Source organism: Stieleria mannarensis (assembly GCF_014154935.1).
Lineage (GTDB): Bacteria > Planctomycetota > Planctomycetia > Pirellulales > Pirellulaceae > Stieleria > Stieleria mannarensis.
The window spans coordinates 1-24492 of sequence record NZ_JACEHH010000062.1; the positions used below are offsets into that span (position 1 = coordinate 1).

At 58.9% G+C, this 24492-nt stretch carries 16 protein-coding genes; 11 read left to right on the plus strand and 5 right to left on the minus strand.

Annotated elements, in window-relative coordinates:
* The first annotated feature begins 1034 nt into the window (after window positions 1-1034).
* The gene (locus H1B37_RS28525; RefSeq protein ID WP_182870692.1) at window positions 1035-1988 is read left to right on the plus strand and encodes an alpha/beta hydrolase; all 954 of its coding nucleotides are present in this window, start codon (window positions 1035-1037) and stop codon (window positions 1986-1988) included.
* A 34-nt stretch (window positions 1989-2022) separates the two neighbouring features.
* On the opposite strand, the gene H1B37_RS28530 is transcribed toward H1B37_RS28525, so the two are convergent.
* Both H1B37_RS28530 and H1B37_RS28535 read right to left on the minus strand, forming a co-directional pair.
* Window positions 2023-4212, minus strand: coding sequence for a sialate O-acetylesterase (locus tag H1B37_RS28530; RefSeq protein WP_182870693.1), 2190 nt, complete (start codon window positions 4210-4212; stop codon window positions 2023-2025).
* Window positions 4213-4510: 298 nt separating this feature from the next.
* Complete coding sequence (locus tag H1B37_RS28535) at window positions 4511-6997, minus strand: PAS domain S-box protein (protein WP_182870694.1); 2487 nt, start codon at window positions 6995-6997, stop codon at window positions 4511-4513.
* Between the two features lie 342 nt (window positions 6998-7339).
* Between H1B37_RS28535 and H1B37_RS28540 the strand changes: the two genes are divergently transcribed.
* The 5 genes from H1B37_RS28540 (at window position 7340) to H1B37_RS28560 (ending at window position 14634) form a co-directional block, all read left to right on the plus strand.
* Complete coding sequence (locus H1B37_RS28540; RefSeq protein ID WP_182870695.1) at window positions 7340-9184, plus strand: sulfatase-like hydrolase/transferase; 1845 nt, start codon at window positions 7340-7342, stop codon at window positions 9182-9184.
* A gap of 68 nt (window positions 9185-9252) precedes the next feature.
* Complete coding sequence (locus H1B37_RS28545) at window positions 9253-10920, plus strand: arylsulfatase (RefSeq protein ID WP_220498414.1); 1668 nt, start codon at window positions 9253-9255, stop codon at window positions 10918-10920.
* Window positions 10921-11094: 174 nt separating this feature from the next.
* Complete coding sequence (locus H1B37_RS28550; RefSeq protein WP_182870696.1) at window positions 11095-11955, plus strand: hypothetical protein; 861 nt, start codon at window positions 11095-11097, stop codon at window positions 11953-11955.
* On the plus strand, window positions 11940-13703 hold the full coding sequence (locus H1B37_RS28555; protein ID WP_494546293.1) for a sulfatase-like hydrolase/transferase: 1764 nt from the start codon (window positions 11940-11942) through the stop codon (window positions 13701-13703). The genes H1B37_RS28550 and H1B37_RS28555 overlap by 16 nt, the downstream gene beginning before the upstream one ends.
* Window positions 13704-13950: 247 nt before the next feature.
* Window positions 13951-14634 carry a hypothetical protein gene (locus tag H1B37_RS28560; RefSeq protein ID WP_182870697.1) on the plus strand — a complete coding sequence of 228 codons (684 nt, stop codon included), beginning with the start codon at window positions 13951-13953 and terminating at the stop codon, window positions 14632-14634.
* A 129-nt stretch (window positions 14635-14763) separates the two neighbouring features.
* On the opposite strand, the gene H1B37_RS28565 is transcribed toward H1B37_RS28560, so the two are convergent.
* Both H1B37_RS28565 and H1B37_RS34130 read right to left on the minus strand, forming a co-directional pair.
* Window positions 14764-16998 (minus strand): glycogen debranching protein, encoded by a 2235-nt coding sequence (locus H1B37_RS28565; protein WP_220498415.1) that lies wholly within the window; start codon window positions 16996-16998, stop codon window positions 14764-14766.
* A gap of 12 nt (window positions 16999-17010) precedes the next feature.
* Window positions 17011-17142 (minus strand): hypothetical protein, encoded by a 132-nt coding sequence (locus tag H1B37_RS34130; RefSeq protein ID WP_286178307.1) that lies wholly within the window; start codon window positions 17140-17142, stop codon window positions 17011-17013.
* A gap of 186 nt (window positions 17143-17328) precedes the next feature.
* Here H1B37_RS34130 and H1B37_RS28570 point away from each other — a divergent pair, with 186 nt between their 5' ends.
* Both H1B37_RS28570 and H1B37_RS28575 read left to right on the plus strand, forming a co-directional pair.
* On the plus strand, window positions 17329-17505 hold the full coding sequence (locus H1B37_RS28570) for a WD40 repeat domain-containing protein (RefSeq protein ID WP_182870698.1): 177 nt from the start codon (window positions 17329-17331) through the stop codon (window positions 17503-17505).
* Window positions 17506-17700: 195 nt separating this feature from the next.
* The gene (locus tag H1B37_RS28575) at window positions 17701-18405 is read left to right on the plus strand and encodes a PEP-CTERM sorting domain-containing protein (RefSeq protein WP_182870699.1); all 705 of its coding nucleotides are present in this window, start codon (window positions 17701-17703) and stop codon (window positions 18403-18405) included.
* Window positions 18406-18599: 194 nt separating this feature from the next.
* Here the strand turns inward: H1B37_RS28575 and H1B37_RS28580 are convergent, their stop codons facing one another.
* Window positions 18600-19970 carry an ammonium transporter gene (locus tag H1B37_RS28580; protein WP_220498416.1) on the minus strand — a complete coding sequence of 457 codons (1371 nt, stop codon included), beginning with the start codon at window positions 19968-19970 and terminating at the stop codon, window positions 18600-18602.
* 955 nt (window positions 19971-20925) lie between these two features.
* Between H1B37_RS28580 and H1B37_RS28585 the strand changes: the two genes are divergently transcribed.
* The 3 genes from H1B37_RS28585 (at window position 20926) to H1B37_RS28595 (ending at window position 24486) form a co-directional block, all read left to right on the plus strand.
* On the plus strand, window positions 20926-22317 hold the full coding sequence (locus tag H1B37_RS28585; RefSeq protein WP_182870700.1) for a hemolysin family protein: 1392 nt from the start codon (window positions 20926-20928) through the stop codon (window positions 22315-22317).
* Between the two features lie 178 nt (window positions 22318-22495).
* On the plus strand, window positions 22496-22960 hold the full coding sequence (locus tag H1B37_RS28590) for a chemotaxis protein CheW (RefSeq protein WP_182870701.1): 465 nt from the start codon (window positions 22496-22498) through the stop codon (window positions 22958-22960).
* Window positions 22960-24486, plus strand: a complete 1527-nt coding sequence (locus H1B37_RS28595) for a CheR family methyltransferase (RefSeq protein ID WP_182870702.1) — start codon at window positions 22960-22962, stop codon at window positions 24484-24486. Before H1B37_RS28590 ends, H1B37_RS28595 begins: the two co-directional genes overlap by 1 nt.
* Window positions 24487-24492: the final 6 nt, after the last annotated feature.

The window sequence follows — 24492 nt, forward strand, 5'->3', positions numbered from 1 at the left end:
TCAACTGTTCCCCCTGACCGCCCCGCGGTCACCCGTCCAATCCTCTCAGCCAGGCGGCTGAGAGGAGAAAAATGGAGGACAATGGTTCTACAATCAGTACCCCGGTGAATCAAACCAACCCCAACGGATCCGAGGGGCTGGTCACGGCCAGGCCGAGACGGTTCATGACATGGGTGTAGTTCATTGTCGTTTTGACATCCTTGTGCCCGAGCAATTTCTGCACGGCCCCAAGCCTCGATCTTGCCGTCTCGGAGGCTCTGCAGAAACGCGATCACCAGCGCACGTTTGACGGTGCGATGGGGCGCCGCCGGCTCGTCGGCGACGACAGAGGGGAAGTCGGCATAGGCTTTCATCCAGTGACGAAACCATTCCCGTTCATTCGTTGGCAAATTCAAGAATCCCAGGCAAGTGTCGCACCGTTAAAGTGTGATGATCGATTTCTCCCTCGTGTGATTCGAGTGACGTTTCGATCATGATCGATGGTGGCGGTGTCGCGCCCCCGCCCGGGAACCGTACAATCGCGTGGTTTCCATTATCGGCAGTCCGACTGCTGATAAAATGCGTAGATCACGGCAGTCCGACTGCCAAGAATTTATCGTTCGTCGGATGACAGATCGTACTCGTACTCGTACTCAGGCGTCAGCCGGTACTCGTACTCCTACTCGAATCCCGGTCCGAAAATAGAAGTGGACTTGGCCCACTTGGTTTCATCTAACCTCTGTTGTCTGGCAATCGCATTTGATGTCATCGTCTGATTGGTGCGCGGTCGACTCGGCTGAGGCAGACAATGCGACGCCTGACAATCGATTACGATCACGAAAAGACCAGTGCTGAAAACCGACGCCTGCCATGTCGACTGGAGATTGCGTTGCCGGAATTTCCGGTGGCGATTCGAATCAGGTACATTGGCAGACCGCGACGATGTTCCAACTGGCGTTCCGACCGACGCCACGAACCCGGCAATGCACGCCAGCAGGGTGGTGGGCCGTTGGCGACAACCGTGTGATTCGTGCCGTTGGCCTGAAGCAATTTTCATGACCATGCCGTCCTTCATTTCAGTCATCCTGTTGCTCGTGATTTTCCAGCAGGATTTGCAAACGCAGGCGCTGGGCGAGAACGGCGGCGCTTTGCCAGGTACAAAGATCGCTTGGAAGACCCGCGAGGTGCGAGCGCCGCAACTCTCGTTCCATGTCTTTCCCAGCAAACTTGCCGGGTGTGATGTGAGCTACCACGTCTACACGCCGCCGCAGTACACGCGGAACGCAGGGAGTCGATATCCAGTCCTCTATTGGCTTCATGGGACGGCTGGAGGCGTCGGCGGGATCCGTCCCGTGGGTCGGATGTTTCATCTGGCGATGACCAAGGATGAGATTCCACCGATGATTGTCGTGTTTGTAAACGGGTTGCCGGGACATCTCTGGACCGACTCGAAGGACGGCGCACGACCGGTGGAGAGTGTGTTTGTCGAGGAACTGATTCCTCGGATCGACAAGACCCTGCGGACCATTCCTGATCGGCGGGGACGAATCCTTGAGGGATTCAGCATGGGCGGATACGGGGCGGCACGAATCGGGTTGAAGTGCTCCGATCTTTTTGGAAGCGTTTCGATACTCGCCGCGGGCCCCTTAGATTTGGAGTTTCGAGGTCCTCGTGCGCGAGGAAATCCACTGCGGGCGGAGGTCCTACAAAAGGTTTGCAGCGGAGACATGGAACACTTTCGTCGGACTCATCCTCGATCGGTCGCCGAACGTCGCGCGGCGCAGTTGGCGAAGGACAACCCATCGGTGCGAGTTGCGGTCGGTGCCAACGACAACACGGCAGCGCTCACAAAAAGCTTCCACCAGCATCTCGAACACTTGGGAATCAGGCACGAGTATTACGAAGTCCCCGACGTGGGCCACGACGCCGCTGCGTTGTTCACGTACTTGAAATCGAACAGCAAATTCTATTGGCCCGCCCATGAGCGTGAGGCGGACCACCAGCAATAAAACCTTTCTGCCAGGGTGGGGAGAAGAGCGTGTTCTATCGAGACGGGCGGACGTAGATTCGCAGTCGTTTCTTGGCGTAGGAACCGGCGTTTGCGGTGAAGGTCCAGTCGGGGTTGCCACTGGAACTGTTGCCGATCCCGATGTCGGCAGCCGCCGCGGCCTTCCAGTGGTTGATGGCGAATACGGTTTGTCGCTTGCCGAAGTTGTGCACCTGCATCGATCCGTAGCCCGCGGTCGGGGGCGAGGGTTCGTCGCCGAAGTCGAATTGGGATCCGGACGCGTTTTGGACGCCGGCTTGATTGGCCGGGCCGTAGTTGCCGGGCCAGAATTCAATGTTGCCGGTCGCGATCGCGCGGCCTTGGGTCACGCGGTCGGTGGACGAAAACACGTCCATGTCTTCGACCGACTGTTGAAAGACGGCAGCGGAGGAAACGGTCGGGATGCCGATCTTGGTCGCATCATCGGTGAACGCCTTCATCGAGACAAAGACGGCCTGATCTTGCCCGCTACTTGAGCGGAGTTCCAACAGATATCCGATGCGGTCAAACGCGGAAACGTCGTCGCTGTGATCCACATCGTATTGAACGCGTTGATTCAGTTTGCCGAGGTCGATGTCATAGACCAATTGGTAGTCGCGATGGATTGGAAGCGAGCTCAAGAAGTCCGGTTCCTCACCGCCGCGGAACGCTCCGACCGGCAGTCCGGTGCCGCCGGTCAAGTTGGGTTCTGCCAACTTATCCCAGGCGAATCGGAACGCGACCGGTTTTTCGACGGCGTCGGAGGTCAGGATCACGGCGTCGCCTTCGATGGTGGCGTCGGCCGGTTGGTAGCCGCCCGAACCGGCGCCGATGACTTCAAAGTGGCTGGGCGGATTGGCATCGCGCGTCTTCAGTCCGCCGCCGGTCTTTGCAAACGTGATCTTCAGCCGGCCGTCCAAGATTTCCATCGACTCCATCTCGGGACTGTGGGCGACCAAGTCCTCCTTCCCATAGTCATTTTTCAAGGCCAGCAGCGCCAACCGATTCCCGACGTCTTGCTTGTTCGGCGGATGGATATTGTTCAGCGTGGCGATGTCGTTGATGACGACCATGCCGCTGTTGGGAAGTTGCTCAACCGCGGCTTGAGCTTCCCAAAAACGGGGCAGAATCGTAGGGTCTTCGCTGCCGTATTGGAACGGTGCGATTTGGACGTAGTAGAAAGGAAAGTCGCCCTGGTTCCATAGTGTTCGCCAGCCGCCGATCAGTGCCTTTTTCTTTTCGAAATACAGCATGCCCTCGGCGTGATTGGATTCGCCCTGGTACCAGATCGCCCCGCGGATCGGATATCCGACCAAGGCATGGATCATGCCGTTGTAGAGCATGGTCGGGTCTTGATGGCTTTGAAACGGCAGCAGGTCCTTAGGAAAGGCGGGGCTGGGTTCAGCAGCGGTTTTCGATTGCAACGCTTCGGAGGCACCGTCGAGCCATTGTCGCGTTGCGGCGATGTGTTTTTCGAGCGTGGCCTGATAGGATTCCGAGCCGGGTGTCCGCTGGACGACCGACTTGTAGATGCCGTCCAACGCGTCGACGCTGCGAAACCCGACCGGAGGCGTCCAGGGTTCGACTCGCGTGCCGCCCCAGGAAGAATTGATCAATCCGATCGGCACGCCGAGATCCTGATGCAGCCGCCGCGCCATGTAGTAGCCACAGGCGGTGAAACTGCCTGCGGTTTCGGGCGAGCAGACGTTCCACGGGGCGCTGACGTCATCGAGCGGCGTGGTGGACGGATTGCGGGGGATTTTGATGTGTCGAATCAGCGGGTAGTCGGCCGCAGCGATTTCAGCCTTGGCGTTGGCACTGGCCGCAACCGACCACTCCATGTTGGACTGGCCCGAGCACAGCCACACTTCGCCGACCAGGACATCGTCCACCTGGATCGTGTTGTTCCCCTTGACGACCAAGGCCAGGGGCGAGTCACTGGCCTGCATCGCGGGCAATTCAACCTGCCAGCGTCCCGTTTCGCCAGGCGTTGCGGTCGTCTTGTTCCCGCCCAACGAGACTTCGACGGTTTCCCCCGCATCGGCCCAGCCCCACAGGCGGATCGGCATCTGTTGTTGCAGCACCATGTGGTCGCCGATGAAACCCGGCAAACGCACTTCGGCCCTTGCGATTGAACACGCCTGTAAACACGCCACCAGGTAAATCAAAGGGATGACGATGTACTTTGTCGCGGCCAATATTTTCATCAGAATCTCCTGCAACGTTGGCGGGGGCGAAAAACGCAGACCCAGATTCTACTTGATGGGACGTGAAATGTATTGCTGACCAATATCCTCGCCAGCAAACAATGTTGCCAGGCGTCGAAGGAGCATTGAAGCGTGGTAGATCTGACGCAGGCATTTCACGCTGAAGTGACGAGAGCCGACAACAATTGCATCACAGAATCCTGGAGGAATTGTTGGGGCAACCGAGGTGCAGCTGATCGATTGTAAGTCCCATCGGCCGCGCGTGGCGGCCGCGTGGAGAATCGCGTTTCGACCGCGGTCAATCGTTTTCCGGAGCGGTCGCGAGTGTGAAGCGAAAGACGGCGCCGAATTCCGCCCCGTTGTTCGCTTGCAGGGTTCCGCCATGGGCTTTGACGATGGTGGTGCTGATGGCCAGTCCGAGTCCCAGGGCGTTGGTTTTGGTGGAACAAAACGCTTCAAAGATCGGGACGTTGCCGGGCGGCAATCCGGGGCCATTGTCGGCGACGGTCACGGCCACCAAGTCACCTAGTTTTTCCGTCGAGATCCGCACCACGGGTTCGCCGACCGACTGGTTCTGGACTGCGTCGAAGGCGTTTTTAATCAGATTGACCAGCACCTGTTGGATGTGCACGTTGTCGGCTTTGACCGGTGGCAGCAGCGAGGCGGGAGCGTATTCCACACGGATGCCGGCGACTTGAGCATCGTGTTTGGTCAGCATCAGTGCCGACTGGATGATTTCGTCCAGGTCGATGGTCGTCTTGTTGATCGGTTCACGCGACACAAAACTCCGCAATCGGGTCAGGATTTCGCCGGCGAATTGCGCGGTGGACGTGATCTTGTCGAGCCACTGGTGCAACCGATCGCGGTCGATGACTCCCTCGGCGGCGACCAGATTCCCGCAGGCTTTGCCGAAGTTTTGGATCGCGTACAGGGGTTGATTCAGTTCGTGTGCCAGCCCGCCGACCATCTCGCCCATCGTGGAAACCCGGGCGACGTGTGCCAATTCGGATTCCAACCGCTTGAGCGATTCTTCGGCACGTTTCTTTTCGGTCACGTCGGTGACGCTTCCGCGGATGATGGTGCGTCCGCCTTCTGCGAGCGAAAGCAACCGGATTTCGCAGGGGATCTCACTGCCCAGGGCATCGCGGTGGGTCCATTCAAAGATCGGTGTCTCGCCGGCGCAGGCTTTCGAAATGACTTCGCGGCTCTTTTCGGCCGACAGTTGCCCATCGGCTTGAACGACGGGGCTGATATCCAGCGGCCCCATTTGCAGCAGCTGTTCGGCGGGATACTTGTACAACTTTTCCGCCGCCTCATTGACCATCACGAAGCGTCCGGTTTTGGTGTCCAGCAAGACAACCGCCTCGGGGGCATGTTGAATCAGCCGGCGGAACCTCTCCTCGCTTTGAATCAGAGAGTGTTCGACCCGTTTCAATTCGCTGATGTCCTGGGCCAATCCGATCGTGCCGATGATCTGCCCGGAGGGATCGCGAAGTGGCTCCACGTAGACCTGGAAAACGAGGCCAGCCCACTCGACGACCGACGTCCCGGAGATCCCTTGCAGGGCGCGAAAATGGATCGCGATCGGCCCATACGTCTCGTCATCGGTCTGAAAGTATTCGAACAGCGTTTGCCCGACGGATTGGCCCGGCTTTTGATTCAGACTCTTCAGGCCCGCGCCGGTGGAATGTGTGAAGCGAAGTTCCAAATCGGTGGTCCACAGGACCGCCGGCAATTGTTCAGTCAGCACCCGCAACCGAGTTCTGCTGGCATGCTGAGACGCCTCGGCGATCGAGCGTTCGATTTCGATCGCGGTCCGATCGCCGAACAGCGCGATCATTTCGCGGATGTCTCCACGATCTTCCATCGGTTTGTCATCCATCACCGCCAACACTCCGAGCACGTCTCCGTCCGAACCGACCAGTGGTGTCGCCAGATAGCCTTCCGCATGAAACCGGGCCAACGTGGCGTCGTTGGGAAACCGCCGCTGAACGCCATCGGCACTAAACTCCATCGACCGATTGATCACGGTGTTTTGGGTCGGCGACCCGGCCAGTGGGTAGGTGAAGTTTTCGGCCAATTGCCCATCGGACCAGAACGCGATGGTCCGGGCCTGATGTGGATGTTCTTGATCGATGCGGGCGACGAACACAGATCGAAAACCGAGCGACTGGGAGATGTAGCGGACCAGCGCTTGGAAAAACGCCAGCCCGGTCGAGCGCGACGTGCCGATCGTGATCATCCGCATCGCGTTTTGAAAGTGATGCATGTGGCTTTCGGCACGCACACGCCCGGTCACATCGTGGGGCAGCGAGACGACTGCGACGATCTCTCCCTGGTCATTGCGGCGGACGGCGTTGAACCACTCGCAATTCAACACCGTTCCGTCTTTGCGATAATTACGATTAAAGCTGGTGTTGAAATCGACATGGCCTTCCAGCAATTCGCGGTTGGCCTGTTGGACCAGGGCGATGTCCTGCTCATGTACCAGCCGGAACTCGTCCCAGCATTTCCCCAACACCTCCTCGGCCTTCCAGCCAAAGATCTGTTCGGCCTGTGGGCTCCAGCGGCTGATCGCGTCGTTTGCATCCCACTCAATCAAGCCCACGTCGGCGCGGCCGGGATCACGCGGGGCGACGTCAATCGATCCCGCGGCGTTCGCTCGATGCTGTTCCGCCGGCGCTGCTCGCTCGACCGATTCGGACTGGTTCAGTCGCGCGAGTTTCGCCTGTATTTCAGCAAGTTGAGCCAACAACTCACTGCGAGTCTCCTCGACCCTGGGCATCTCTGGCCTCCCGTCGTTTCGTGATCCCGTCGTTTCGTGATCCGGTCGTTTTTAGGCAAAAACGATGTCGCTTGCGCACCAGCCGGTTCAGGCGATCAGCTCTGCCGGTGCAACGAGTCGGTATTCTAGAGCATTCGCGTCCGCATCGCGACGAAGCATGCGGTGGAATCAAAACCGCGGTTTTCGCGTAAATCGAATTCCACTTTTCTCTGTGGCGGCCCACCCAGCCACCGCGTCGAGTTAGAATCGCTCGCTGAAATGTCAGGCGATGGCTGTGACGGATCTACCGTGATTGCCCCGCTGTTGTTCCCCGCCTTTCCATTCGCTCCCACCGGTCGCGCCATGCCTCGTCGCCTCATTCGGTTGCTTTTCCTTTTCGTTGCCTTCCTGTCCGGCGGCATCGCCGTCGCCGACGAGCGTCCCAACATCCTTTGGTTGACCTGCGAAGACAACAACGTCAATTGGGTCGGATGCTACGGCAACCCCCATGCCGACACGCCCAATATCGACGCCCTGGCGGCCGAAGGGTTTCAGTACATGCATTGCTACGCCAACGCGCCGGTGTGTGCCCCGTCACGCAGCACCTGGATCACCGGAGTTCATGCGTTGTCGATGGGGACGCATCCGATGCGAAGCCGCTATCCGATCCCGCACGATCGAATCCGCTACTACCCCGACCTATTGAAGGACGCCGGGTACTACGTCGGCAATGACAGGAAGACGGACTACAACATCGGCGGCCGCGACGACAAAAGTGCTTGGGACACGGACAAGACCGACTGGGACCAACTGAAGCAACGACAACCGTTCTTCATGGTCATCAACAGCACCAAATCGCACGAGTCCAAGGCATTCGGCGACGTCAACCACACCACGCACAGCCCCGATGACGTGCGGTTGGCTAAGTACCATCCGGACATTCCGGACATCCGCAAGAATTATGCGCACTACCATGACCAGATGAAGAAGATGGACGCCGACATCGGGCTGGCGCTGCAACGGCTGGAGGAGTCCGGGTTGGCCGAAAACACCATCGTGATCCACAACTCGGACCACGGCGGAGTGATTGCCCGCAGCAAACGATTCTTGTTCAACAGCGGAACGCATTGCCCGCTGATCATCCGTATCCCGGAGAAATTCAAACACCTGCGTCCCGCCCAGCCCGGCACCAAGATCGACGATCTGGTCAGCTTCATCGACATGACCAAAACGTGGCTGGACGTGTGTGGGGCAGAAAAACCGGACTATTTGCAAGGCAAGGTGTTCCTGGGGCCGAACAAGGAATCGCGGGAGTACCACGTCAGTTTCCGCACGCGGATGGACGAACGCTGTGACAACGTCAGGGCGATCCGCGACCGTCGGTTCTTGTACATCCGCAACTACATGCCCTATGCCCCCTGGGGACAACACCTGAATTACCTGTGGATCATGCGGGCGACCCAGGCGTGGGAGGAACATCATCTCGCCGGCAAGACCGATGCGGTGACGGGACGTTTTTTCGGCACCAAGCCGATGGAAGAACTTTATGACACGTCCGTCGACCCGGACAACGTCCACAACCTGATCGACGATCCCCGCTATGCCGCGGACGTCAAACGATTGAGCAAGGCCTTGGACCGCTGGCAACGAGAACACTTTGACGCCGGCTTGTTGCCCGAAAGCGAAATCGTCCGCCGCAGTGAAGCCAGCGGCAAAACGATCTTTGACATGGTGCGGACGCCGTCCCTGTACGATGTTGCCGCACTGCAGCAGGCTTCCGCGCGGGCGTTGGAACAAAACCCCGACAACCTGGGACGCTTGTACGAAGACCTGCGTGCGAAAGACTCCGGCGTCCGCTACTGGGCCATCGTCGGTTGTTTCAACTTGCAGGAATCGGCCCCCCTGGACATGCAGGAGATCCGGGCGGCGTTGCAAGACGAATCCCATCATGTCCGTGCGATGGCGGCCTGGATCCTGTATCGCGGCGGGGACCAAGCGGCCGCCCAAGCATGCTGGAACCAGTTGTTGCGAGAGAGTTCTTATGCGTCGTTGAAGGTGTTCAACATCATTGATTGGATCGGAGACGGGATCGAGCCCTACACCGAAGCGATGAAACAGTGCAATTTCGATCACGGCGGCTACGTCGGCCGGATGAAAGAGTACATGGATGTGGCGGACAAACCCGGAAAGAAGAAGCGGGCCAAGTAGGAAGCGTCGTCGACTCCGGAGAAAGCGAGACCGACGCATCCATTTTCATTTCAAAGAGATCCATGGCGATGTTCAAGCATTCCACGTTGCAACGGTTTACCGTCGGCGCGATCCTCACCCTGTGCTCGACAATTCCGTTTTGGGATTCGGCCAGTGTCGCCCCGCCGTCGGCCAGTGCCGCCCCGCCGTCGGCCAGTGCCGCCCCGCCGTCGGCCAGTGCCGCCCCGCCGTCGGCCAGTGCCGCCCCGCCGTCGGCCAGTCGGCCCAACATCGTCTTGATCATGGCCGATGACCTGGGGTTTTCGGATCTGGGTTGTTACGGAAGTGAGATCGAAACGCCGACGCTTGACGGATTGGCCCAAAACGGGCTGCGGTTTCGTCAGTTTTACAACACCGCCAAATGCCACTCCTCGCGGATCTGTCTGCTGTCGGGGCTGTACTGCCAGCAAGCCGGGAACGCCGGCCTGGACAACGCCGTCACCTTGGCGGAAGTCCTGAACCAAGCCGGCTACTTCACGGCCATGTCCGGCAAATGGCACTTGAAAAAGGAGCCGACCGACCGCGGATTTCAACGCTATTTCGGACACCTCAGCGGCGCGACGAATTTTTTCACCGGCGATCAGACGTTTCGGATCAACGGTGAACCGTTCGACGATTTCGGCAAAGACTTTTACACCACCGATGTGGACACGGATTACGCGATCAAATTTGTCGATGAAGCGACCGCCAGCGACAAACCATTCTTTCTGTATGTGGCCTACAACGCGCCGCATTATCCGCTGCACGTCAAACGCAAGGATTTTGAAAAGTATCGGACGCGCTACCGCGACGGTTGGGACGCGATTCGCCGACAACGCTACGCGCGACAGATCGAAAGTGGATTGATCGACCCGAAATTCGGCCTCAGTGAACGCCCCGACTACATTCCCGCGTGGGATGAACTCGATGACGCCGACAAGTTGTGGGAACAGGAACGGATGGCGGCGTTCGCGGGCATGGTGGATTGCCTGGACCAGAACATCGGTCGCTTGGTCGATCACCTGAAAGCCGCCGGAGAATTCGAAAACACGCTGTTCATGTTTTGCAGCGACAACGGGGCCTGTCCGTTCGAGCGGACGCGCGGCAAGCAGCTGCGTCCCTGGGACCCAGATTCGTACTGGTGCTACGACACCGGATGGGCCCACGTGGGGAACACCCCGTTCCGCTGGTACAAACAGAATCAACACGAAGGCGGGATCTCGTCTCCGCTGATCGTGCACTGGCCGGCCGGATTGAAAACCGAGCCGGGATCGTTGACCGACCAGCCCGGCCACCTGATCGATTTCATGCCGACGCTGGTCGACATCGCCGGCGCAACGTACCCGACCGAATTCGAAGGCCGCCGGATCACGCCGATGCAAGGGAGGTCGCTGCTGCCCATTTTGCAGGGGCAACAGCGGACACCGCACCCTTGGATGTACTTCATGTTTTCCAAGAACCGCGCGATCCGGCAAGGCGATTGGAAGATCGTCTCGGCCAACGGCGGCAAGTGGGAATTGTATGACATCCGCAACGACCGCTCGGAGCTGAACGATCTGAGCACCAACTATCCAGAAAAGGCGAAGGAGCTGATCGCGCTGTGGCACGATGTCGCCGAGAACGTGGACCATCTGCCGGCAAAGCAACGGGGAAAGGTGACCGGCAAACCGCCTCAGCCGAGCAACAGTTTCCGCGCCGACATGAAGGCGGTGAAATAGTTCGTTGTCGCGATCAAGCATTCGATTCCTCCCCTCGCGGAAGCCGCCAAGGCTTTCGGGGCGTCAGCCCCCCAAGTAAATGCAAGACGAATTGATGCGATGGGGCTTGCGCGAATCGGACCTGCGGAATACAGTTGGCCTGGACCGCAACGTACCAACGCAAGAGGGTGTTTGATGAAGGCCGGATGCTGCAACCTGCCGCCGAGAGTCCTGGGCTTGATGGTCGGCTTCATCCTCCTTCCCCATTGCCTTCGGGGACAGAACGCATCCGACCAGCGGGCACAGGTCACCGAAGATCGTGCGTCGGATCAATCGCCGATGCGGGAAGCCCAGAAGCGGGAAGCCCAGAAGCGGGAAGCCCAGAAGCGGGAAGCCCAGCGGATTCGTAGCGACGATCCTCGCGCCGCGGTTCCCGGATACTTGTCACGCGCCGTCGAAGGCTGGCCGGTCCGCGTCAGCGAAGCACTCGTGAAATCGCACCCCGAGGCAACTGAGCGTGCGCTCGAATTGTTGGGCGAACAACTGCGGACGGTCAAACGATTGCTGCCGGAATCCGCGGTGTCTCGGTTGATCGACGTGCCGATTTGGTTCTCACCAAAGTACGACGGGTTTGGTCCGACCGGCGAGTATCACCCGGGGGCGGACTGGTTGGCCAGACAGGGGCGGCACCCCAAACTGCACCGCTGTGTCGAGTTCACGAATATCCCGAAATTCGAACACGAAGTTGAGCGGATGCCCGTGCTGGTGATCCACGAACTCGCGCACGCCTATCACGACCAGGTACTCGGGTTCGACAACGCGGAAATCCGCGCGACGTTTGAGGTTGCCAAGCACAGCGGCCGTTACGACGCCGTTGAACGCGGCAACGGCAAAACGGAGCGGGCCTACGCGATGACGAACGACCGCGAGTACTTTGCGGAGACATCGGAGGCGTATTTTGGACGCAATGATTTTTACCCGTTCGACCGCAGCGAGCTTGAAATGCACGATCCCAGGATGGCGACGTTGCTGAAAGAACTGTGGGACGATCACTGACCGATTGGAAACACCACGTCATGCCGCATCGCTTGCTGATCCATACCCTCTGTCTGGTTTCTGTTTCGCTTCTCGGGGGACCGGTCCCGGTCAAGGCCGCGGCGCCCAACGTTTTGTTCATCGCCGTCGACGATCTGAATGACTGGATCGGCTGCATGGGGGGACATCCACAAGCGGCGACACCGAATCTGGATCGGCTAGCCGAAAGCGGCGTGTTGTTTACCAATGCCCATTGTCCGGCGCCGGCGTGCAACCCGTCGCGGACCGCGATCATGACAGGGGTTTCGCCCTACATTTCAGGACTGTACGACAACGGCCAAAAGATGCGCACGTTGTTGCCCGATGCCGAACTGCTGCCCAAATACTTCTCGCGGCATGGATATTGGTCCGCCGGATCGGGCAAGTTACTGCACTATTTCATCGATCAGCAATCCTGGGATCAATATTACCCGCCCAAGGAAACCGAAGATCCGTTTCCGCGAACGCTGTATCCGGAAAAGCGTCCCGTCAGTCTGCCGGTTGGTGGTCCTTGGCAATACCGCGAAACCGACTGGGGGCCGTTGGATGTCACGGACCAGGAATTCGGCGGCGACTATTTGGTGTCACAGTGGATCGGCGAGCAACTGGGCAAACAACACGACAAGCCGTTTTTTCTGGCATGCGGCATCTATCGTCCTCACGAGCCGTGGTTCGTCCCCAAGAAGTACTTTGATCAATTTCCGCTCGACGACATTCAGTTGCCGCCGGGCTATCGCGAAGACGACCTGGATGATTTGCCCCCGGCAGGAAAACGGCGTGGGCCGAACCGCTACTTCGAGCACATCTTGAATCACGGCCAATGGAAACAGGCCGTCCAAGGTTACCTCGCCTCGATCGCCTTTGCCGATGCAATGGTCGGCCGCGTGATCGATGCACTTGAGCGTGGACCGAACCGGGACAACACGATTGTGGTGTTATGGAGTGACCACGGCTGGCATTTGGGCGAAAAACAGCATTGGCAAAAGTACACGGCGTGGCGCGTCTGCACGCGCGTCCCGCTGATGATCCGCGTTCCCCAGGGGACGCCTGGGCTGACGGGCGGAACCGACGCCAACACGATCTGCGATGCGCCGGTCAACCTGCTGTCGCTGTATCCGACGCTCGCCGAATTGGCCGGGTTGCCACCCAAGGAGTCCAACGATGGTCCCTCGCTGGTGCCGCTATTGGAAAACGCCGCAGCGGAGTGGCCGCACGTCTCGATCACCTGTTTGAATCGACCGGGAAACTATGGACTGAGCGAGCGGAGATGGCGCTTGGTTCAATACGACAACGGGGATCACGAGTTGTACGATACCCAAAACGATCGTTACGAGTGGGACAACTTGGCGACGGAGCCCGAGCATGCTGCGCGAATCGCGCGGATGCGTGCATCGGCGCCCACAAAGTTCGCGGCGTATGTGCCACCGAGTGACGCGGCGCTGCCGAAGTTACGGTGGCACGCGGCAACCGAATCGGACGCCCCCCCGTCCCAGCCGGACGGCAATCGATTCGACGTCGTGTTTACCAACCGTCGCGACCAACCGGTGAAACTGTTTTGGATGGATCGCCGGGGAACCCCCAAGTCATTTGGGACGCTGGAATCCGGCTGGCGAAAGCCGCTGCAAACACGCCCCGGCGCGGTCTGGTTGATCACCGACAAAAACGACACCCCGCTGGGATACTTCGTCGTCGGCGACCGACCCGCCCACGCCGTGATCGACAAACCGTAACGGCCGAACCGAAATGATCCGACGTTGACGCTGTTCCCCCTGCTTGGTTGCCGCCAGGGTGACGTCCGGGCTGCGTCACATCGATCCATTGCTCGCCGTTTGGCTTGCCGTTTGCAGCGATGTGCAGTCACTGCACGGGTGTCCTGCGTGGCGGGCTGCGGTGGCGGCAGATTTGTTTTGCAAATCGCGGCGCCGACCGCGGGGCGACCGGTATACTGAACGGATCACGAGAGGGGGATTTGTGAACATGGCCAGCACACATCATTCATCCAGGCATTCTCAAGCCGCCGCCGTTCTTGATCAGGTGTTCGGTCCGGGCCAGGGGATCGGGATTGTCGAAAGTCTGTCGGTCGGACTGAACACGGTCCGCGACCTGGTGTTCCACCGGATTCACTTGGACGTCGAGCGGTACTTCGGGATGGACTCGATGAGCATTCCGATTTCGTTGGACCAAAGCGAATACAACGCCAAGGCCGAGATCGATATTTGGCAGATCATCGAAGCGGCCGAGTTCGCCGGCAGTGCGGGGCTGAACGCCGATCCGATCTGGATACGCAATTGGCTGGGGGAACTGCGTTTGGGTGGCAGTTTCGCCAACGGCCCGATCAGCCAACGGGTCAACGAATACGCCCAGCAAGACGATGACAGCCGGCGTCGTTATTTCGCCAGTTGTCTTGAACGCGTGTATCCCGAGGCCCGCAAATGCCCCTTGGTGCTGTATCAGTTGATGCCGTCGGCGGTTCGAATCGTGGTCGCCGTCGCGTTCGGTGCGACGGCCCAGGCGGCCAAACAGCGTGACCATCAAGCGTTCTTGCTGCCGGGCATCTCGGACTGTGCCAGTTGCAAAGGGGGCGTGTTGGACAACGGCGAAACCTGCGTCGATTGCGGCAATCCGATTTGGAATTACAACTGGCTGTTGGCCGACGACTAGTTTTCCATCGCAGCTGGGTTTTCGGGTAGTAGACGAGGGGACGAGTTCCTTCGAATTGCCGGCTGTGAAGACACCTCGCGTCGTCCACAACCGTTTACCCAAAGCGCATACGAGACGTACCAGTTGCCGTCATCGCGGTTTGTTCGGCGGCCCGGCGGTCTCGGGTTTCTCGATGACCGCATCGGTCGCTCGGCACGAACGGAGAACGACGACCGATCGTGCGGCGACGGGGAATTGTCGTGACCGGACGCGCGGACCTTGCCCGCTGTCGCAGATGTCCTCGGGTGATGTTGCGGCGGTATTGACGGCGACTTCCCAAGCGAACGACTCGTAGTGCTGGATCGAGAACGTGTGCGGCCTCCAATCGGCGTTGACCATCACGTAAAGATTGTTGTCACGTTGGGATGCCCCGTTCAGGAAGTAGGCGAATTGTCGGGCCTCATACGACCAATCGACTTCCGCTCCCGTGCCGTACCAACGCACATCGTCGCGCCAAAAACGACTGCGTGCGATCGTCGGGTGCGACTTGCGAAACGCGATCATCATGCGAAAGAAACGATGGAACGCGTCGTGCTCTTGGAGCCGGTCCCAGTCCAGCCAGCTGAACTTGTTGTCTTGGTTAAAGGGGTTGTTGTTGCCATATTGCGTTTGCAAAAACTCATCGCCGGCGCGAAACATCGGGGTGCCGTTGGCAAGCATCAACAGGCAACAGAAATTCTTTGCTTGCTGAATTCGCAGCTTGACGATTTCCTCGTCCGCCCCCGCATCGCCTTCGACACCACAATTCCAACTATGGTTGTCGCGGTGCCCGTCGCGATTCTGTTCCCCGTTGACCCAGTTGTGACGTTGGTTGTACGACACTTGGTCGTACAAGGTGAATCCGTCGTGTGAATTGATGTAGTTGACGCTTTGGTAGGGATGACAGGCTTCGTGCAGCGAATCGGGAAACAGATCGTCGCTGCCGTACATCCGCCGGACCATCTCCGGCAACAACCCCGGATCACCTTTCACGAAGCGGCGGACATCATCGCGAAACCGTCCGTTCCACTGCATCCAGCGTTTTCCGGGAAACCCTTGCCCGAGTTGATTCAAGCCGGCGGCGTCCCAGGGTTCGGCGATCAGACGCACCTTCCCCAACACCGGGTCGGCGCGGATGGCGGCCACCAATCGCGACTGGCTGGACGAAACCGATCCGTCACCGCGTCGGTTGAAGACCGACGCCAGGTCAAACCGGAATCCGTCGACGTGGTAGTGGTGGACCCAACTGCGCATGCTGTCCAAGATCATTCGCACGCAATGGCGGTTCTTGGTGTGCAACGTGTTGCCCGTCCCCGAAAAGTTGGCAAAGGGATGTTCGGGGTCGCCGGTGGTGATGTAATAACTGCTGTTGTCGATCCCTTTGAAACTGTAACAGGGACCGTGCTCGTCACCCTCGGTCGTGTGGTTGAACACGACATCCAACAAGACTTCGATGCCCGCTTGATGAAACGCGCTGACCATTTGCCGAAACTCGCGAGCGGCGTTCCGCTGATGTGTGGCGTATTGAGAATGGGGCGCGAAAAAATTCAGCGGCATGTAGCCCCAGAAATTGTTTTCTTGGGGATCAAATTGAAAGACCGGCATTAATTCGACGGCCGTGATTCCCAATTCGACCAGGTAGGGAATTTTGTCGATCGCGCCCAAATAAGTCCCTCGTCGCTGGGAATCGACGCCGCTGTTGGGGTTTCGCGTGAATCCACGGACATGCAATTCATAGATCACCAAGTCGTGTTCATGGAATCGAACGCGGTCGGCTTTCCGGGGACAGGCTTCCTGTTCTTTGACGCTGGGCAGGACGCCCAACGGCGCCTTGCCGATATTCGAACCCGGCCGAATCGCCGCCGAACGATCAAAGCTGTCGGGAAAATGGATCTCCGTCGCGTACGGATCGATCAACAGTTTCTGATCATCGAAGGCGTGAAGATCAAACTTCCGTCCTCCCTGAGGCCCTTGGACCTGATAGCCGTAATAGATCGCGCCGCCAAGATCCGACTCCGGCACGCGGCAATGCCAAATCCGGCCGGATTTGTTGGTCAGATGGTTCAGATCGATTCGTCGACAGGGTTGGGCCAGCTGATCGGGTGTAAACAACAGCAGCGAGACGCCGGTCGCATGATTGGAATAGAGCGCGAAATTAAACGCCCGTTCCTCTTCCAGCCAAATCACGCCCAACGGATGCGGGCTGCCCTCGATCGAAAACCAACTGGTCGGCAGATTCGGGTTGCCAATCGCTCCCACAACGCTCGTCTCTTGTTCGTGTGCCAGCATCAAGTTGTCGGTTACCTGGGGATGGGAAACGCGATGCGAGTTGCGATCGATGTGCATTGCACCGTCGTTTCATCGCATCCCGGTATGCAAATTCCACGCCAGGATCGATGCGGGACGGCGTGCGTGTTTGTGGACGAGCAGACGTTTGCCGTCGAACCGAAGCCGAATCGACCGCCGCAGCGGTGTTCGGCTGTCGATCATGCCGGATCGCGAGAATTCACCAGCGCGCCAAATCTGATGCGCGGCGAACTGGAGTGTGATGAATCGTCGCGTTGGATGTGCAAACCCGCACAGATTGCGATCGAGTGGACAGGCGGTTTTGGAAACTCGCTTGCGGCGCCTGGCAAACTCTGGTTAACGCGTCAACGGTACGAAACATGCGGTTGATTGTCCGCCGGACGGGAACGGGTGATCCGGACGTGGAGCGTTCCCGGATTGGCGCAAGTCGACCAGCGTTACGGGCCGCAAGAGACGATTCTCTCGGTCAACCAGTCGCCCGATGGCAGCCATCTGGCTTGTGGATCCTACGACGGCGCCGTGCATGTGTGGGCGTTGGCGGACTAAGCGAAGCGGCGCAAGCTCAATTTCAAGGCGTTGTGATTGGAGTCGGCGGGAAAGTGAACGAAACATCGACCACCCCGCGTGGAGGTTGTGTTGCCGCCGCTGTGAGGGAGTGATTTTTGGGGAAAAGCTGCCTCGGGCAATTGGCGGCGTTTATACTGGGCCACCATTAATTGGTCCTACCGAGGGAAGACATCGATGAAAAAACTTACATTTGTGGCCGGCTTGTTGTTGATGGTGATGATGCAGGGATCGCCGCTGCATGGGGCGACGGTCAGGACGATCTTGACACTCGATCCATCGACCCCGACGGTCAACACACTCGATTTGGCGTTGTCGGCCGGCGGGTTTCCAATCGGTTCGTCGGTGACCGAGTTGTCGGGAACGATCAATGCCGAGATCGAGATCGATTTTGAAACCGGCGTGATCTCGTCGTTGAATTTGACCGGGGGCGATCTGATCAGCAGCGATTGGACGATGGAGAACGTGCCCACGGGCAATCCCAACGATCCGACCGAAACAATGACCTTGAATGCGGTGGGGACGACCGCAACCGCGGATACGACTCCCGCCTCAAGCGCCGTCAACGGAGGGGCGTTTTCTGGGACAGAACACCTGATCCTGTTGACCGGTGGGACGGTTTCCCCTGTCAATGTCACACTGGCTGGAACCGAAATCAGCGGCAGCGGAACGGGAACGTTAACGGCGACGAAGAGCGGCGATCTGTACGACCTGTTCTTCAGCATGGGCATCAGCGATACCGAAACTCTCGCCGGCGGGGATCTGGCGATCACGGGCACGATGGTGGCCCGCGGGACGGTGACGGCGATCCCCGAGCCGACGGCCGCCCTGGCACTTTCATTCGCCGTCGCCGGCATCGTCCTGCGTCGCCGCCGGATTTGACGCGGCACCGGCGCGAAAAGAGAAGAGAACCGCGGCGGACAAGCCACGCATGCTTGACCGCTGGGCGGTCCATCGGTGCTCCAAAAATACCCAGACCCGGGCATGTAAAACACGCCCGGGTTACTGGGATCTTCTGGCCCAGGCAAGAGCCGAGAAGGTTCAATCGTTCACGACGATGTCGTCACATTTCAGTTTCAAGCGGTTTCGAAACCGTTGTAGGCCGCCATGCCGTGTTCACTGATGTCCAATCCAAGCGTTTCCTCTTCCAGACTGACTCGGACACCCAGGGTGACCTTCAGGATTCCGAAGACGATCGCGGAGAATGCGAACGCGAAACCGCCGATGGCCAAGGTGCCGATCAGTTGGGTGACAAAGCTGTGGCTGGCGTCCATGGAGAAAATGCCGACGGCGATCGTGCCCCAGATGCCGCACACGCCGTGAACCGAAATTGCCCCGACCGGATCGTCGATCTTGATCTTGTCGAATCCGAGGATCGCGACGACGACCAACAGTCCGGCGATCGCACCGATCACGATCGAAGATTCTTCGCCGACCGTGTCCGCTCCGGCGGTGATTCCGACCAAACCGGCCAGGATCCCGTTGAGAGCCATCGACACGTCCGGTTTCTTCAACAACACGTACGATCCGATGATCGACGAAACGGCACCGGCTGCGGCGGCAAGACTGGTCGTTGCGAAAACATACGAGACGGCTTTGGGGTCAGCCGACAGAGCCGATCCGCCGTTGAATCCGAACCATCCCAACCACAGCAGGAACACGCCGATGACGGCCAACGGCATGCTGTGACCGACGATCGGCTTGATGCCGCTTTCGGTGTACTTGCCGGTACGCGGGCCGAGCAGCAACACGCAGGCCAAAGCCGCGAAGCCGCCGAACGCGTGCACGATGCTGGATCCGGCGAAGTCATAGAATCCCATTTGATCCAACCAGCCGCCGCCCCACTTCCAGCTGCCGATGATCGGGTAGGCGAAACCGACCAACAGGGTCGAGAACAACATGAACGTCGGCAACTTGACGCGTTCGGCGACGGCACCGGAAACGATCGTCGCGGCGGTGGCGGCGAACATCGCTTGGAAGATGAAGTCACCCCACCAGGTGTAACCGGCGTTGTAATCGGCCGTCGTCATCGACACGTCATTGAGCGACGCGCCGAACCAGCTGCCCATCGCGAAGTAGCCGTTGAAGTCGCCGGGGTACATCGCGTTGAAACCCCACATCGCGTACAGCAACAGACCCGTGCAGACGATCCAGACGTTTTTGAAGATGATGTTGACCGCGTTCTTCTTCTGCGTCAGACCGGCTTCCAACGTCGTAAAGCCGAGGTGCATGATGAACACCAGGGCCGCGGAAATGCAAATCCACAAGTTGTTGACCGCAAACACGGCGTAGCCGTCCGATGCGATGTACTCTTCCGACGAATAGGCGCTTTCCGCAACCGCCTCTTCGGCTTGGGCCATCACCTCCGGGGTGAAGACCGCTCCCATACATAATGCCCCCGCAAAAACCAAACCTGTGAGCAATGGTGCTCGCATTAACTTAGACATTCGATTCCAAACCTTCTCGAAATTGGGAAATAGGTTGAGTGGTCCCGGCGACGCCGAAACGTTCACTCGCTCGATTGGCCAGCGACCAAGCCGCCGAGAACTCCTACCTGGGCCATCTTTCACGATGCTCAAGAGTCGAAAGCGGGCTTAATGGTGTGGCATCCACATCGGTGGCAAGACGTTGGCAAGTGTTGGGCCAATGATCCGGAAGATCCCCACCTGACTAGCGCAAGCTGTTACCTGGAAAAGGATTAAAAACTTCAGAAAAAAACCAGAAACGGCTCAACTTGGACAGTGCCTGCGGATCGTGCTTAGTGCATAAGCAGAAAACTCTGAATTGCCATTTTTCTAAGCAGGCGTGTTTTCGCCTCCCAGCGACGTGCACCCCGATCGTCAATTTGTGAATGGCCGTTGGCCAATTGATCTCGATCTGCATCTGGACCTTGGGCGATGCCCAAGGCTATGGGTGTGCACGGCCTTTGGCCGAAGGATCCCAAATCTGCCTGGGGGCAGCGGTCTAGAGTCAGCGGTCTAGAGTCAGCGGTCTAGAGTCAGCGGTCTAGAGTCAGCGGTCTCGAGTCTGTCCCAAACGTCCCGGGGTCTGTCCCCGCTGGGATGGCAGGGAGGGGAATTTTTAAGGTAGGGGGAATGGCGAAATGGAATGGATGGTGCGGTTCATTATTTTCTTCCCCCCTAAAATCTTCTTACCCGATCTCCGCAGCAGGCTACTCGAACCGCGGCCGCTCGCGTTCCCGCAAACCGGCGGATGCCGGCGGAGCGTCCCTGCCCGAGCGGCGCATGTTCGTCTGGGGTCGATCGGGGAATCGATTCGGTCGAGAATTGGGGATGCACGCGACGGCGATGTTGCGCAGCCCAGGCGAAGCGTATAATGCCGGGGCTTGGAACCCGCCGCTGCGTCTCGTCTCCCCCTTCCCTTTTCCACTCGTCAAATCGCATGATCGGATCACTCGGTTTCTTTTTCTATGGATTGGCGTTGTATGGCGAGGTGGGTTCCCACGTGGGGGACGCGGAGGCGGGTGGCAGCGGCCGGACGTGGCTGTTCCTTGCGATCGCGGTTTTTCTGATCGTGTTGAATGGATTCTTCGTGGCCGCCGAGTTCGCGTTGGTCAAAGTGCGTGTGTCGCGGATCGACCAACTGGCCCGCGAGGGGAAGCTGTTTGCCACGACCGCGCGGTGGCTTGCCGAGCGGTTGGACGAATCGCTGTCGGCCTGTCAGCTGGGCATCACGATGGCCTCGCTGGCGCTCGGATGGGTCGGCGAGCCCGCCTTTTCCAAGTTGGTCGAACCGCTGCTGGGATGGGTGGGGGTGACCGATGAAGCGGCGATTAAGGTGATCGGATTTGCGGTTGCATTTTCGGTGATCACGGGGCTGCACCTGGTCACCGGCGAGCAATTCCCCAAGATCTTCGCGATCCGTCGCCCCGAACAGGTTTTGTTGTGGTGTGCGATTCCGTTGAAGGTTTCTTACGTCGTGCTGTACCCGTTTTTGACGGTTCTGAACTTCGTCACCACGTTTCTATTGCAGCTGGTGGGGATTCGGGGTGCCTCGGACCACGGATCGGTCAGCACGGAAGAGGAAATCCGCGCGTTGCTGACCGAGGCGCATGTGCACGGAAATCTGACACGCAGCGAGCACCGTTTGATCAACGCCGTGTTTGAGTTCGACGACTTGATCGTTCGGCGGGTGATGTTGCCACGAGGTGACGTTGTCTTTTTCGACATCAACGAGCCGATTTCGGTACTTCGTGAACTAGTGCGGACCACCATGCACACGCGTTATCCGGTCTGTGATCGATCGCTGGACAAGGTTTTGGGGGTCGTGCACATCAAGGACCTGTTGACCGTCCCGGAGGCGGATGAGGAATTTGACGTCCGGAGCATCATTCGTCCTCCTAAAAAGGTTCACGAGACGATGCCGATCAGCAAGGTGCTGCGGCATTTCCAAGCGACGCATCAACTGCTGGCGTTTGTGATCGACGAATATGGCACGATCACCGGCATCGTCACGTTAGAAAACGTATTGGAACGCATCGTCGGTGAAGTCGATGACGAATTCGACAATGCCGATCCGAACATCGTGCCTGAGGGCAAGGATCAGTTCCTGGTCAACGGCACGACGCCGATCGATGAAGCGCGACGTCGATTGGCAATCCCGCTGAATGAATCCGAAGAGGCCGACACGATCAGCGGCATGCTGATGGACTTTCACCAAAAGATCCTGACCCAGGGCGACCGCATCGAGCTCGAAGGCGCGGTCGCGGAGGTGTTGGAGATGAAGAACGATAGCGCGACGAAAGTTCGGTTTCGATTGAATCCGCAAGAATAGCGGCGACGGCTCACGGTTCTTGCCTGCGCCCTGCTGAGTTGCGCCTCGGATCGATCGATTCGCTGGAACGGCGGCCCCGCGCCCGCTCCGGGCAATCCGCGGCGGTTCTCGCTAGAATAGGAATCACATCCTTCCGCTCCTTCGGTTCTGGGACCGGTGTGCCCGAGGCGAGGTCATCGTGGCGAAGAACATCCTTGTATTCGAAATCGACGAGCGCCCGCTGGGCATCGCCGCGGATCTAGTCGTCGAAGTCGTCCGCGCGGTCACACCGCTCTCCCTGCCCCGGGTCCCGGAAACCGTGATGGGGATCATCAATCTGCGCGGCGAGGTGGTTCCGGTTCTGGATACGCGAAGGTGCCTGCGGCTGTCCGTCATGCCGGTTCGCCACACGGATCATTTGGTGATCATCCGCGACGACGGCTTGCGTTATGCGTTGCACGCCGATCGCGCGGTCGATCTGGCGACGCTGCAGTCGGATGGGACCGATGACGAGGACGAGTCATCCGGGCCGAACGGAAAACTGGTCAAAACCACGTTGGGCTTTGTCCAATTGCTCACCCCGTCGGACCTGTTGGATGCCGAGGACCGTGTGGTGCTGGCATCCATCGTGACGTCGTCGCCGACAAGTGAGAAGCAGGACTGATGGACGCGGCGGAAAAGGATCCCGAGTTTCGCAACCTGTTGAACTGGTTGACAAAACACACCGGGATCAAGTTCCGTGAGGATCAACTTCGGTACACCATGAACACCGTGCGGCAGCTGATGAAGCGTGCCGGGGTCGACCGGTACGCGGAGTTTCGATTGTCCTTGGCCAAGCATTCGAATTTGCTTTCGGACTGTATCGATCAGCTGACAGTCGGGGAAACGTATTTCTTTCGCGAGCCTCGGCATTTCGAGTTCATCCGTCACAGGGTACTGCCCGAGTTGCGATTGCGTCGCGGCCCACTGGAACCGATTCGGGCGTGGTCGGCCGGCTGTGCGTCGGGTGAAGAGGCGTATTCGTTGGCGATCGTGTTCACGCAGGAACATGTTTCACCGGCTTCCACCATCTTGGCCACCGATCTTTCCAACACGGCGCTGGAGAAGGCTCGCCGGGCCGAGTTTCGCCCCTGGTCGTTTCGCGGGCAAGCCTCCGATGTGGTGCGATCGTTCGCAAGCGTTTCCGGAGATCACTACCGCTTGAACGAACGCATCACACGACGTGTACGATTTCAGCGTTTGAATTTGGCGGCCAACACGTATCCGTCGCCCGCCAGTGGAACCCGCGACATGGATCTGATCCTCTGTCGCAATGTGTTGATCTATTTCGGGTCTGAGACCGTCGGCGAGATCAGTCGTCGGTTGTATCAGTGCCTGGCGCCCGGCGGATGGCTGATCACGGCTTCGGGAGATCCCCAGCTTGCCGGGCACGCGGACTTTGAAGTCGTGTCCAGCGATCAGGGCGTGTTCTATCGCCGTCATTTAAAGGTCCAACCACAGCCGCTTCAACCGGTCCGCGGCGCGGCGCATGTTCCGCGGAGCGGAGATGCGACGACCGAGGAGTCGAATGCCGGTGACAAGCGTCCCAGGATCGCACCGCACGTGACGGTGTCGGCAGTCGCATCGATGCCGCCGCAATCGGCCCGACCCTTGAGAAGGCACATGCCGGGCGAGACGGTTCCGGTGACGGCTGCCGGGAAGATCGCCGCGGCGGTTGCGGCGTCAGATGCCGGCGACTTCGCGCGGGCCGATCGTCTGACGGAGGATTTGGTCGATCATTCCGAAGCCTGTCTGGTACGAATCAAAGCCGTCGCGGCGATCGACCCGCGTCGCGCCACGGAGATCTGTCGCGCGGCGACCGTGCGTCATCCGTTGGTGGAGGAATTGCACTACTTGTACGGCGTGTTGCTTTCCGATGCCGACCAGCCGCTGATGGCCCTGGAATCGATCCGAAAGGCGATTTTTCTGAATCGATCTTCGGTGATGAGTCATTTTCTGTTTGCGTCGATCCAACTGCGGCGAGGACAATATGACTCGGCACGCAAACACTTCCGTCGGGTCTGTGAATTGTGCGCCCACGGAGATCCGGACGATGTTTTGCCCCTGTCCAATGGTGAAACGGTTTCCGAGATCGCGGTGGCCGCCCAGTCACAACTCTCACGCATCGAGTTGAGGCCAGATTCATGTTGAGGCCAG

Excerpts from the sequence above, each read along its gene's own strand:
- H1B37_RS28575 (WP_182870699.1), top strand. The coding sequence starts at position 17,701 with ATGAAAAAACTTACATTTGTGGCCGGCTTGTTGTTGATGGTGATGATG.
- H1B37_RS28585 (WP_182870700.1), top strand. The coding sequence starts at position 20,926 with ATGATCGGATCACTCGGTTTCTTTTTCTATGGATTGGCGTTGTATGGC.
- H1B37_RS28530 (WP_182870693.1), bottom strand. The coding sequence starts at position 4,212 with ATGAAAATATTGGCCGCGACAAAGTACATCGTCATCCCTTTGATTTAC.
- H1B37_RS34130 (WP_286178307.1), bottom strand. The coding sequence starts at position 17,142 with ATGATCGACAGCCGAACACCGCTGCGGCGGTCGATTCGGCTTCGGTTC.
- H1B37_RS28550 (WP_182870696.1), top strand. The coding sequence starts at position 11,095 with ATGAAGGCCGGATGCTGCAACCTGCCGCCGAGAGTCCTGGGCTTGATG.
- H1B37_RS28545 (WP_220498414.1), top strand. The coding sequence starts at position 9,253 with ATGTTCAAGCATTCCACGTTGCAACGGTTTACCGTCGGCGCGATCCTC.
- H1B37_RS28580 (WP_220498416.1), bottom strand. The coding sequence starts at position 19,970 with ATGTCTAAGTTAATGCGAGCACCATTGCTCACAGGTTTGGTTTTTGCG.
- H1B37_RS28535 (WP_182870694.1), bottom strand. The coding sequence starts at position 6,997 with ATGCCCAGGGTCGAGGAGACTCGCAGTGAGTTGTTGGCTCAACTTGCT.
- H1B37_RS28565 (WP_220498415.1), bottom strand. The coding sequence starts at position 16,998 with ATGCACATCGATCGCAACTCGCATCGCGTTTCCCATCCCCAGGTAACC.
- H1B37_RS28560 (WP_182870697.1), top strand. The coding sequence starts at position 13,951 with ATGGCCAGCACACATCATTCATCCAGGCATTCTCAAGCCGCCGCCGTT.
- H1B37_RS28540 (WP_182870695.1), top strand. The coding sequence starts at position 7,340 with ATGCCTCGTCGCCTCATTCGGTTGCTTTTCCTTTTCGTTGCCTTCCTG.
- H1B37_RS28595 (WP_182870702.1), top strand. The coding sequence starts at position 22,960 with ATGGACGCGGCGGAAAAGGATCCCGAGTTTCGCAACCTGTTGAACTGG.
- H1B37_RS28525 (WP_182870692.1), top strand. The coding sequence starts at position 1,035 with ATGACCATGCCGTCCTTCATTTCAGTCATCCTGTTGCTCGTGATTTTC.